Origin of the sequence: Paenibacillus sp. CECT 9249, assembly GCF_918697855.1 — a bacterium.
Taxonomy (GTDB): domain Bacteria; phylum Bacillota; class Bacilli; order Paenibacillales; family Paenibacillaceae; genus MSJ-34.
This window is the reverse complement of the sequence record NZ_CAKKLI010000079.1, coordinates 1-12,086: the sequence shown is the minus strand read 5'-3', so window position 1 is coordinate 12,086 and position 12,086 is coordinate 1. Positions and strand designations below refer to the sequence as shown.

At 50.4% G+C, this 12,086-nt stretch carries 11 protein-coding genes, 1 tRNA gene and 1 rRNA gene; all 13 read right to left on the bottom strand.

The genetic code is table 11. The features are described 5' to 3' along the window. Window positions 1–169 precede the first annotated feature (169 nt). Entirely contained in the window at window positions 170–1,234 is a 1,065-nt protein-coding gene (locus tag LQ229_RS26300; protein WP_230193352.1) for a DUF6612 family protein, read from the bottom strand. A 209-nt stretch (window positions 1,235–1,443) separates the two neighbouring features. Next, window positions 1,444–2,295 (bottom strand): YitT family protein, encoded by an 852-nt coding sequence (locus tag LQ229_RS26295; RefSeq protein ID WP_230193351.1) that lies wholly within the window; start codon window positions 2,293–2,295, stop codon window positions 1,444–1,446. A gap of 202 nt (window positions 2,296–2,497) precedes the next feature. Next, window positions 2,498–2,650 carry a small acid-soluble spore protein P gene (locus tag LQ229_RS26290; protein WP_216540884.1) on the bottom strand — a complete coding sequence of 51 codons (153 nt, stop codon included), beginning with the start codon at window positions 2,648–2,650 and terminating at the stop codon, window positions 2,498–2,500. Window positions 2,651–2,713: 63 nt separating this feature from the next. After that, window positions 2,714–2,890 carry a hypothetical protein gene (locus tag LQ229_RS26285; RefSeq protein ID WP_230193350.1) on the bottom strand — a complete coding sequence of 59 codons (177 nt, stop codon included), beginning with the start codon at window positions 2,888–2,890 and terminating at the stop codon, window positions 2,714–2,716. A gap of 33 nt (window positions 2,891–2,923) precedes the next feature. Continuing rightward, complete coding sequence (locus tag LQ229_RS26280; protein ID WP_216540893.1) at window positions 2,924–3,271, bottom strand: hypothetical protein; 348 nt, start codon at window positions 3,269–3,271, stop codon at window positions 2,924–2,926. Between the two features lie 156 nt (window positions 3,272–3,427). Continuing rightward, a tRNA-Ser gene (locus tag LQ229_RS26275) sits at window positions 3,428–3,516 on the bottom strand. A gap of 111 nt (window positions 3,517–3,627) precedes the next feature. Then, entirely contained in the window at window positions 3,628–4,908 is a 1,281-nt protein-coding gene (gene serS, locus LQ229_RS26270) for a serine--tRNA ligase (RefSeq protein ID WP_230193349.1), read from the bottom strand. Between the two features lie 15 nt (window positions 4,909–4,923). After that, entirely contained in the window at window positions 4,924–5,499 is a 576-nt protein-coding gene (gene pdxT, locus LQ229_RS26265) for a pyridoxal 5'-phosphate synthase glutaminase subunit PdxT (protein ID WP_216540887.1), read from the bottom strand. Window positions 5,500–5,515: 16 nt separating this feature from the next. Beyond that, a complete protein-coding gene (gene pdxS, locus LQ229_RS26260) occupies window positions 5,516–6,400 on the bottom strand; it encodes a pyridoxal 5'-phosphate synthase lyase subunit PdxS (RefSeq protein WP_216540888.1) in 885 nt (294 codons plus the stop codon). 126 nt (window positions 6,401–6,526) lie between these two features. Continuing rightward, window positions 6,527–7,927 (bottom strand): D-alanyl-D-alanine carboxypeptidase family protein, encoded by a 1,401-nt coding sequence (locus LQ229_RS26255; protein WP_230193348.1) that lies wholly within the window; start codon window positions 7,925–7,927, stop codon window positions 6,527–6,529. Between the two features lie 114 nt (window positions 7,928–8,041). Further along, window positions 8,042–9,499 carry an IMP dehydrogenase gene (gene guaB / locus LQ229_RS26250; protein ID WP_216540889.1) on the bottom strand — a complete coding sequence of 486 codons (1,458 nt, stop codon included), beginning with the start codon at window positions 9,497–9,499 and terminating at the stop codon, window positions 8,042–8,044. 173 nt (window positions 9,500–9,672) lie between these two features. After that, on the bottom strand, window positions 9,673–11,082 hold the full coding sequence (locus LQ229_RS26245; protein WP_230193347.1) for a putative glycoside hydrolase: 1,410 nt from the start codon (window positions 11,080–11,082) through the stop codon (window positions 9,673–9,675). Window positions 11,083–11,970: 888 nt separating this feature from the next. Beyond that, window positions 11,971–12,086: ribosomal RNA gene (gene rrf, locus LQ229_RS26240) — 5S ribosomal RNA — on the bottom strand.

Genomic DNA, 12,086 nt, shown 5'->3' with positions numbered 1-12,086 from the left:
CTTTCGTCGATACGCTTCTACGTACAGATTTCGCCATACGTAGGTATCCTAGCTACGCGGGGGCTTGGCCCTTCCCGCGACCGGACTTTCACCGGCTAGAAGATGCGTGCTTAGCTGGGCACGCCATGAAAAAAAGGGCGGCAATGCCGCCCCTACCATGGATTCCCTATTACATGCCAAAAGAGTTAAATTGCTGTTCCAGTTCTTCCATCGTAATGACATCGGTTGGAATGCCGATTTTGAATTCGACTTTCTCGTTAATTTTCGAATATTGGGAAGACGCCTGCAAACCTAGCTTCACCGTCGTTCCTTCATTCGTAATATCGAGGTTGGCATTGACGTCTTGATAAACCGGATAGTCGTCTTTGCTTACCGCTGTCGTTATCGAGAACTGATTGATTTTGACCGCTTTCTTCAATTCCTCCAAAGCCTTCTTAAGCTCGGCTTCGTCGCTGATCTCTTTTTTCAACTTATCGATTTCCTCTTGCTGCAATTGGAACATATCTTTATATTTGTCACTCGACATAAGGTCGAGAATTTGCGGAAGCACGTCTTTGACGAAAACTGTGACCGCTTGTTCCAGATTGCTGTCGGTAATATCGAACTTAACGACTTGCTTCGCATCCACGCCTTCCGGCAGCCCTGCTTCTTTCACATTCACATCGGAGAAGAACGTTTTGCCGTCAAATCCGCCGAGGACCACTTTCGTCAATTCTTGGCTCAACTCTTGCGATTTGGTCAAATCGAGCGCTCCGACATTCAAATCGGCGCCTTGTTCTTCAGCAAGCTTCTTCATATCGATTTCGATAAATTTGTCCACCATCGACTCCGGCAGCCCAAGCATCGGGATGTTCGGAATTTTCATCCACATTTTGTCTTCTGTAATGACCATCGGAACCGAAAGCGTGATTGCCATATCCCCCTGCAGCTTCACTTCCAATGTCATTTCCATTTGCATCGGGTCTTTCTGGAATACGCCCGAGACGTTAACCTCGGCGTTTTTCAATAAATTCAAGACCATCCCTGCAGCCGGGTCCTGCTCCAATGCGGGATCGTTGACAGACAACTCGTTGATTTTGAGAGATCCTGTCAATTCGTAAGAATTCATTTTCAAAGCATTTTCCATTGCGGCCTGTACGGATTCTTTAGGGTCTTTCTTGGACGCACATCCTGATAGTACGACCATAACGACCAACATACAAGCCAACATCGACAACCATATTTTTCTCTTCAATGTGTTTCTCCTCTCACTCCATGAAAATATTTTGCACCTAAAACATCATAACCCAGCCGGCCGGAAATGAAAATAGCTGAAAGGTACTAAAACGATAACCAATAATTCCCCTTAAAATGCGTGTTCAAAAAGGTAACTTTTCAGCACCGGGAAGGTCTAGATATACTTCGTGATCAAAAGAGCACTTTTTGAACAACCTCTTAAAACCGCTAATGAATGTCTTTCTTTTTAAACCGTCCGCCCTTGACATCGTGAATATTGCCGACAGCCAGAAATGCGGCAGGATCGAGCTCTGTTACAATCGATTTCAATTTCGCTTCCTCCAGACGGGTGATAACGCAGAAGATCACCTTCTTGTCATCGCCTGAAAATCCGCCCTCGCCGTTCAAGTAAGTCACTCCCCGTCCCAAGCGGTCCACGAGCGCATCGCCGATATCTTTGTACTGATCGCTAATAATCCATACCGACTTCGATTCGTTAAGGCCTTCGACGACGATATCGATCACTTTAAATGCGATGTAATACGCCATAAGCGAATACATGGCGCGGTCCCAGTCGAATACCAGACCGGCGCTGCTTAAAATGAACAGGTTGAAAAACATAATGACTTCGCCAACGGAAAACGGGATTTTCTTGTTAATCAGAATGGCGACAATTTCGGTTCCGTCCAAAGAGCCTCCGAAACGGATGACGAGACCGACTCCGACCCCGAGGATGATCCCTCCGAAAACGGTGGCAAGCAGCGCATTGTCCGTCGCCGGATGGGCGTGATGGAACGCTGCCGTCATCGCGGACATAATCGCAATCCCGAATAACGTCGATAATGCGAACGTCTTTCCGATTTGTTTATAGCCGATAAACAGAAACGGCAAGTTTAACGCAAATAACAACAGACCCAGCGGGAGCCCCGTTAAATGCGAGAAAATAATCGATATCCCAGTAACTCCACCGTCAATAATGGAATTAGGGACGAGAAAAAACTCGAGCGCAACGGCCATCAGGGTGGCGCCAATCGCAATAAAGACGCCTCTTGTCAATATATCTGCCCATGATGCTTTCAAATGCGCTTTTTTCGGTTGAGGTACAGACGGTATGTTCGTTTGCTGCATAACATTCTCCTTTCAATCTCTTGCGCGCGGCCTCTTCGCGCTAATCTTTCTCACAGGCTGCAAGTCTGTTTTTTCATTATACTAAAAAATAGACACAATAAAAAACCTCAATTCACAGGATGCTGTAAATCGAGGTTTCATCATGGCATTTGGGCTAACCTTCCGTGTTATGATGACTCACATGATTGCGCTGTTTCACTTTTTTGGAACCGGATAACGGTTCCCGGTTTGCGCGATTTCGTTCTCCCTCATGATGCCGTTCTTCTTCCATGGCTTCCGGCACGGGGATGCTCTTCGGCTTGCTCATAATGTTCCCGCCTCCCTTATTCCGTCATATTGGGCTGCATCCGGCCGCTTCCGCCCCAATAGGCTACGAATGCGGATGCTGCAAATCGGTCGGTTCGTCGTGATTGAGCGCGTCCTGATGGCGCCGATCGTTCGCATCCTGTTGGAATTGCTGCGCCTGATGGCTCGTAACGGGAGTCTCGTTCAACTCCTCCACGACATTGCGTAAATTTTTATCGGCATGTTTGTTCGCTTTCGGCAAGGATGCCATCTCCTTTCAAACTGGGTTGATAAGTCAAGGATGCGTAACGTCATGCAGCGCTTGCGCGCATTCATGGATATGACGCACATAATTTTGCGCCATTTCCTGGATCGATTCGGTCCGTTCATCGACCGTCGTCCCGTCCCGTTCGACATCCACGAGATCGACCTTCACTTCCCGCGAATCGACATAAGTGCATTGGAAATCGAAAGAGTACATTTGGCGGCCCGCCGCATCGATATGAATTCGAAGCATATGCGGATCCGCTCCGTCCGCCGTCACGATGGCATGCTCGCCGTCGCGCAGCGTCGTCGGCAACGTATTGCTCCATGCCTGCACCAGCTTCCGCTGATCTAACACCAACTCTTCGTTGCTCAGAATGAACACCTCCAACTAGCATGATTCGGATAGACGCCTATCCAATAACATGCGATAAGGAAGGTCCTTTTATGCACTCGCTAACGGATTTTCCTCCGAATGTAAAAAAGCCATACAGTCGCTTCAAACGACAGCATGGCTTATGTTATTCGCTTATAATGGCGGAGAGGGTGGGACTCGAACCCACGTGGGCTTGCACCCTAACGGTTTTCAAGACCGCCCCGTTATGACCGCTTCGGTACCTCTCCGGGTAGAAATCGTCTGCTCGCCGCCTCGTCGCCGGAATGCAAATCGCATACCGGTAAGCAGGCGTCATGACAAATTCGATTGTACCATAGTATTCAAATGCATTTCAAGGGCTATTTTCTGGCAATGACCTTGATGTTGCCCATGTACGGCTGCAGAACTTCCGGTATCGAGACGCTGCCGTCCTCTTGTTGGTAATTTTCCAAGATGGCCGCCACCGTCCGGCCGATCGCGAGCCCCGAGCCGTTCAACGTATGCACGAACTCCGGCTTGCCCTTCGCTTCCCGGCGGAAGCGGATATTCGCGCGGCGCGCCTGGAAGTCTTCAAAATTGGTGCAGGACGAAATTTCGCGGTATGTCTTGCTCTCAGGCAGCCATACTTCCAAATCGTACGTCTTCGCCGACGCAAAGCCCATATCGCCCGTACAAAGCGTCATGACGCGATACGGGAGCTTAAGCAATTGCAGCACTCGTTCGGCATTGGCCGTCAGCTTCTCCAGCTCATCGTACGAGTCTTCCGGTTTAACCAGCTTGACCAATTCGACTTTGTTAAATTGATGCTGGCGAATTAATCCGCGGGTATCGCGGCCGGCCGCCCCCGCTTCGGAACGGAAGCAAGCGCTGAACGCAACGAAATACTTCGGCAAATCCTGCGCGTCCAATATTTCCTCGCGATGCAAGTTCGTCACAGGCACTTCGGCGGTCGGTATTAAATAATATTCCGTATCGCGCAGCTTGAACAAATCTTCTTCGAATTTCGGCAATTGGCTTGTTCCAATTAAGCTGTCGCGGTTGACAATATACGGAGGAAGAATTTCTTCGTAACCGTGTTCGCCGCTGTGCAAATCCATCATAAAATTCATAAGCGCACGCTCAAGGCGCGCACCTAGTCCTTTGTAGAACACGAACCGGGAACCGGTCACTTTAGCGGCCGATTCGAAATCGAGAATGCCCAAGTCCTGCGCAATGTCCCAATGCGCTTTCGGCTCAAAGGAAAATGCCGTCGGTTCGGCCCATTTGCGGATCTCGACATTATCTTCTTCCGACGCGCCTACCGGTACGCTCTCGTTCGGAATATTGGGAATCGCCAGCGCCAATTCCTCAATTTGCGATTCCAAGCCGCGCAGCTCTTCATCCATCTCTTTTATCCGGTCGGATACTTCTCGCATTTCCGCAATAAGCGCGTCCGCATTATCGCCGGCTTTCTTCAGCTTGGCTACTTCTTGCGAAACGACATTGCGGCGGTTTTTCATTTGCTCGCTTTCCTGGATGATTTCACGGCGCCGTGCGTCCAATTGCGGGAAATCTTTAATTAAATCGAGCGATTTGCCGCGATGTTGCAAGGCTTGCTCGACACGTTCGTATTCGTTTCTTAAGATTCTGACATCCAACATCAGCAATCGCTCCTTCTATTCAGCAGAGCCGGCCTTCACCATGTCCGCAAAATATTGATGCAAACGCGGATCTTCCGTTAATTCCGGATGGTATGACGAGGCCAATAAATGCCCTTGTCTTGCAGTTACAATCTCACCGTTGTATGTCGACAATACGTCAACGTTAGGGCCCACTTCCTTAATGAGGGGGGCACGAATAAATACGGCGCGAATCGGCTCGTCGATCCCTTTGACGGGAAGATCGGTTTCGAAGCTTTCCCGTTGACGGCCGAACGCGTTGCGGGCCACCGTCATATTCATGAGACCCAAGTGCGCTTCTTCCCCTTCGATCCGTTCCGCGAGCACGATCAAACCGGCGCAAGTGCCGAAAATAGGCTTGCCCTGTTCGGAAAATTGCCGGATCGCGTCGACAAAACCGTATTTGCGCATTAGTTTGCCGATCGTCGTGCTTTCCCCGCCGGGAATGATAAGTCCCTGTACTTCCTGCAACTGCTCGGTGCGTTTTACGGCAACGGCCTCGGCGCCGGCTTTCCCGATACTGCGGATATGTTCCGCCACCGCGCCTTGCAGCGCCAACACTCCAATTTTCATCCTGGATCCCTTCTTCTTACCAGCCGCGGTCTTGCATCCGCTCCGATGCGTTCAACTTGGAGATTTCGATTCCTTTCATCGGCGTGCCCAAGTTTTTGGATACTTCCGCGATCAATTTATAGTCTTCGTAATGTGTCGTCGCTTCAACAATCGCGCGCGCGAATTTCTCCGGATTGTCCGATTTGAAAATGCCGGATCCGACGAATACGCCGTCCGCTCCCAAATGCATCATTAAGGCCGCGTCCGAAGGCGTTGCGATCCCGCCGGCGGCAAAGTTTACGACAGGCAATTTGCCGGTTTCATGCACTTGCAGCAGCAAGTCGTACGAAACGCCCAAATTTTTCGCTTCCCCGAACAATTCATCTTTCGATAAATTTTGCACTTTGCGGATTTGGCTGTTGATGAGACGCATATGTCTTACGGCCTCTACAATATTGCCTGTTCCCGGCTCGCCTTTCGTGCGCATCATCGAAGCTCCCTCTCCGATCCGGCGCAACGCTTCGCCTAAATCTTTGGCGCCGCATACGAAAGGAACGGTGAACTCGTGCTTGTTAATATGGAATACTTCATCCGCAGGCGTCAATACTTCGCTTTCGTCGATATAATCGGCGCCCATCGCTTCCAGCACTTTCGCTTCCACGTAATGGCCGATTCTCGCTTTGGCCATGACCGGAATGGAAACGACCTTCATCACTTCCTCCAGAATCGTCGGATCGGCCATACGGGCCACGCCGCCTGCAGCGCGAATATCGGAAGGAACGCGCTCCAACGCCATAACCGCCACGGCACCCGCCGCTTCCGCGATTTTCGCTTGTTCCGCGTTCATGACGTCCATAATGACGCCGCCTTTTTGCATTTCAGCCATACCTCTTTTTACACGAGATGTACCCGTCTCCATCACAGTCAGCCCCCCACAATTTATATACATCGTTTGCTTGTCAAACCGTATGATTGATTGTTGATCTAACAAATTATTTTACAATATGCACCTGAAATATACAACCCGGCAACTCGGAATTAACCCATTTTAGAACAGATTTTTAATTCCGTTGAACATATCGACGAAAAAGTCTTTTATCGCGCGGAAGAACAATCTCCACCAGCTGCCCTTGTCCACGTCCTCGGTAGCGATTAAGTTGACGGTTTTTTCCTGCACGGCTCCGCCGTCATTATAAGTATACGTCACCGTGCCGACCACCTGCTCCTTTTGAATCGGCGCAACTAGCTCGTCCTCGCTCTTAATATCCACTTTCGATTCGATATTGCCGATATTCCCGTTCTTCGGCACGACAAAATTGACATTGGATTGCGTTACCACGGGAACTTCCGTTTTAACGCCTTTTTTGATTTTCACTTTTTCCGTGCCTTCGACCGTCGATTTCGGCGAAATGACTGTTTTCAATGCGAAATTCTCGAAACCGTAATCGAGGACTTTTTTCGTTTGAATAAAGCGTTGCGGTTCGGTTTTCGCCCCCATCACGACACTGATCAAGCGCATGCCGTCTCTTTCGGCGGTTCCTGCAAAACAATATCCCGCTGCTTTGGTATGCCCGGTTTTTAACCCGTCGAGTCCCTTATATGCGTACCGCTTAAAGCTGGGAATGGATTCGTTGCTTTCCAGCATCCAGTTCAAGTTAATAATGGGATCTTTGTCCCGTGGACGGAAGTAGTGTTGTTGTATGGCAGTGAATTTGCTAAAGTCGGGATGATCCGTAACAATTCGCTGCGCCAATATGGCGGCATCCCTTGCGGACAACACCGTCTCGTCGTCGCCCGCCGGTCTGTATTTCTCCGGCATATCCCCGCGATCCAGCCCGGTCGAATTGATAAAATGCGCCGTTTTCATGCCCATTTCTTTTGCCGTCTCGTTCATCATCTTCACGAACTCGGCTTCCGTTCCGGCAACTCTCTCCGCGAGCGCGACCGTCGCGTCATTCGCCGATCCGACCGCCATTGCTATGTAGAGCTCCTCAACCGTATGCTGGTCTCCTTGAGCGAGGAAAATACGCGATCCTCTCGTCAAGGAAGCATGTTCGCCTACCGTGACCACTTCATCCCACGATAGTTTGCCCTGTTTCACCTGCTCGGCAACGATATACTCTGACATCATTTTCGTCATGCTGGCCGGCGGCAACGGCACGTCGGCATTATCCTCGAACAAAATCTGGCCTGTCGTCGCCTCCATCAGAATGGCCGAACTAACCTCCAGACCGAGCGATTCGGCCGTCGCTTTAACGGGAGGTTTCGTTTGGGTTTGTTCTCCTTCCGCAAAGGCCACGGCCGGAACGATCGATATACATAACATTTGGAATAAAAGTATGATAGCGATGCTCTTTTGGAAGATGGAACGTTTGTGTACATTTTGCTTGTTGCTTCTCGATTGTTTCAACTGTTTACAACTCCTCTCAGCCCATGTGCCTCTCTTCATATTCACTTATTGTAACATACCGATTTCCGCAAAAAAAGATAGACAGGGCTGGAAGACCCTGTCTTTTTGTCGCGTATGCGCAATTGCTGTCAATAGTTGGTTGAATATCTGGAATTATAGGGAATAGTTTGGCGCTTCTTTCGTAATTTGCACGTCATGCGGATGGCTTTCGCGAAGGCCGGCCCCGGTAATGCGAATGAATTGCGTATCGTTCTGCAGCTCCGAGATGGACGCCGCGCCGCAATATCCCATGCCCGAACGAAGTCCGCCGATCAACTGATGGATCGTATCGGCCAAAGGCCCTTTATAGGCTACACGGCCTTCAATACCTTCGGGTACGAGCTTGTTGTCGTTTTCCTGGAAGTAGCGGTCTTTGCTTCCTTCCTTCATCGCGCCGAGCGAACCCATGCCGCGGTAAACTTTGAATCGGCGTCCTTGATAGATTTCGGACTCGCCGGGGCTCTCTTCCGTGCCGGCGAACAGGCTTCCGAGCATAACCGCATCGGCGCCGGCCGCGATCGCTTTCGCGATTTCACCGGAGTACTTGATTCCGCCGTCCGCGATAATCGGAATGCCGTACTCGCGCGCAACGCTCGCGCAGTCGTACACTGCCGTCACTTGCGGCACGCCGATGCCGGCGATGACCCGAGTCGTACAGATCGATCCCGGTCCCATTCCGACCTTGATGACGGACGCTCCCGCCTCGATCAAATCGCGCGTCCCTTCGCCCGTCGCCACGTTGCCGGCGATAATCGTCAAATCCGGATACAGAGCTCTAATTTTCCGAACCGCTTCAAGAATGTTCACATGATGCCCATGCGCCGAATCGACGGTAATCACGTCGACGCCTGCTTGTACCAACGCCTCTACCCGTTCGAACGTATCTTTGGAGATGCCGACGGCGGCCCCGACCAACAATCTACCTTGGGCGTCTTTCGCTGCGCGCGGGAATTGGATTGCCTTTTCGATATCTTTAATTGTAATAAGTCCTTTTAACGTATTCGTTTCGTCTACTAATGGCAGCTTCTCGATTTTATGGCGCTGCAGCATCACTTCCGCCTCTTGCAGCGTCGTTCCGACCGGTGCGGTTACCAAGTTGTCGCGAGTCATGACATCTTTGATTTTAATGGAGTAATCATGAACGAAGCGAAGGTCGCGGTTGGTCAAAATGCCGACAAGCTTCTTGTTGTCATCCACAATCGGCACGCCGGAAATACGATATTTCCCCATTAATTCCTCGGCATCGTATACATGGTGCTCCGGCGTTAACGAGAACGGATTGGTAATGACGCCGCTCTCCGATCTTTTGACTCGATCCACTTCCTCCGCTTGTTGAGCTACGGACATATTTTTATGAATGATCCCGATGCCGCCCTCGCGTGCAATTGCGATCGCAAGCGCAGATTCCGTGACCGTGTCCATTCCTGCGCTGATCAACGGGATGTTCAATTTGACAGAATCGCTTAATTTTGTTGAAACATCGACCTCTCGCGGCAGCACTTGCGACTTGCGAGGCACCAGCAGCACATCGTCAAATGTTAATCCTTCCTTAGCAAACTTCGTTTCCCACACCAGAAAGTTCCTCCCTTTTTGAATTTTCCCAACCTTGCCGGCAAGGTTGGGAAAGATCGTTTCTTTACATTTCTTTTCAGAATATTATTGCAATATTAGCAAAGGGGATATGGGCTGTCAAGGATGTGTTACGAAACATTTGTAAAAATGTCGAAAAAGCCGGGCTTGCCAATTTATTCATACGTATATCTGCAATTGGGGCTCCATAGCAGAAACTCTTCGATTCCTTCGTCTTTTAACGCCCTAATCTGTTCTTTCACTTCAGCCGTGCCGTACCGGCGATGCGGCTTGATCCAGGTCGCCGTAAAGTTCTGCAGCCAAGGGCGAATGGCGGCGACGCGGCGGTTCGCCTGTTCGTCCAAGACGGCGACGGCGTACGCATCCTCCTCGTGGATCTCCTCGTTCTTGCTCTTTGCGTCGATCATCGCTTGGCGGATAACTTGATACGGATTCAAATCCGGATTGGAAATGCCGTATAATCCGCTGGAGTAGTGGGAGGGATAGGTCATGGGGGAAATATAATCGACCGCTTGCGCGATTTGTCCCCATATTTGACCGATGCCCATGTCGTCCGCTGCCGACGTTACCAGACCGAACACGTCTGCAGACACGTAAGCGCCCGCCTCGTTGATTTCCTTGCGCGCTTTTTGCAGAAACTGGCTCACATTTTCCGCTTTAGTCCATTGCTGTTCATTCGCGTAGGCAACTTCGCGGTCCACTTTATTGGCATTGTCCGGGAATCGCACATAGTCGAATTGAATTTCGTCAAAGCCGTGCGCAACCGCTTCTTTTGCAATATCGATATTGTATTGCCATACTTCCTCGCGGTATGGATCAGCCCATGATTTCTTCCCGCTGTCGCGCCACAACTTCCCCGATTTGGTCCTCATGGCCCACTGTTGTTGATGCCTTGACAGATGGGGGTCCTTGAACGTAACAATCCGGCCGATCGTATAAATGTTTTTGGACTTCAGTTTTTGCAATAATGCGCTTATGTCGTGTATCGGCGGATCCGCATCGGCTCGAAGTTGCTTAACGAGCGGGATGTTGGATTGATACGTTACGTTGCCGAAATCATTCTTGACGTCGATGACGAACGCGTTCAAATCGGTTCTGTCGGCAAGCCGGATCAACTTCTCCAGCATCTCCTCGTTGCCCGCAACCCAACCGGATACGTAAATGCCTTTGGCTTTGACGCGTTTCGGCAGTTTTTGGTGCGGGCGCGGCGTGGTTTCGCCGGAAAGGGGGCTGACCTCGTCGTTGGCGGTAGCTTTGACATTGTAGGACTCCGTCTCGTGAATGCCTTCGCCGACATGCAGCGAATCACCGTGCTTGTTCTTATGTATGCTCTTGTTCTTGGCATGGCTGTCTTGTTTGTCCGCGGTTGCGGCGCCTTTGGTTTGGCTCGACCGTGCGGCAGTTCGTTTCCCCTTTGCGGTCTGGCGGCCATGCTGATGCGATTCGGCTTTGGCATTAGATTTTGACGATAATCCGGGAATATGGCTCGGTATATTGCAGCCGCTCAACGCTACTGAGCTTGCAATACATAGTGCTAGAATGGGATATACTGTTTGTCTTCTCATGATGTACCACCTCTGCCCGTATTATTAACGGAAATCAGCAAAGTATTGAAAGGGGATTGGAGGGTTTGGAGGGATTTTTTGGTGTGCTTGTTGGGCCTGTTCTCCGCCGTGTTGTGGTAACTGCAAATATCCAGTTATTATTGCTCAATTAGCCCGATTTCGCTTTAGCAACTGCAAAAATCCAGTTGCTCGAAGCGCAAACCACCCTTTGTCCCGATTGTCGGCCATTTTAACTGGATTATTACAGTTGCTCGACCTAATTATCGCGTTTTTGCTGAAATTAACTGGATTTTCGCAGTTGCTATGGCGTACATCACGGGGGTTCTTAGCGGCAAGGTAGTCCGGGAGAAGTAGTTCGTGGTGAGATCGTTCGGGCATGAGATTCCGGGTGGAGTGTCAGGTTGAGTCACGGTTACTGTTCCTTACCCGCCGACTTTTTACAGTGTCTCCGACGCTGGTATTCCCCTGTTATCCGCCTTCTGTCGAAGTCCCTTTCGCTCAGAATGGGAACATAGCGGCCTGCCGTAGTGACTCCTTTCCCCGTTTCTCCTTTTTGCGCCCTTTGTCGAAATCCCCTTCGCTCAGTATAAATGAAATGCGGTCTGCGGCAGTTCCTTCCCCGTTCCTTTTTTACACCTTTTGTCGAAATCCCCTTCACTCAGGGCTAAGGGAAATTACTCTGTAATAGAGGAATATCCCAATATTCGATTCTGTAGCAGGGATCACGAACCCAGACCGGGGAGCCTGTTGCGACTTTCTGAACCAAGGGGATTTCGACAGAAGGGCAAGGAATGCAATAAGTTAACGGAAAGGGTGTAGAGATGGCAACGTTACTTTTTCCGCATAAAAAATACCGCCATCGAGCTGACTCGATAACGGTCTTTGATCGCTTGGCAACGTCCTACTCTCCCAGGACCCTTCGGTCCAAGTACCATCGGCGCTGGAGGGCTTAACGGTCGTGTTCGGGATGGGTACGCGTGGAACCCCTCCGCCATCGCCACCAA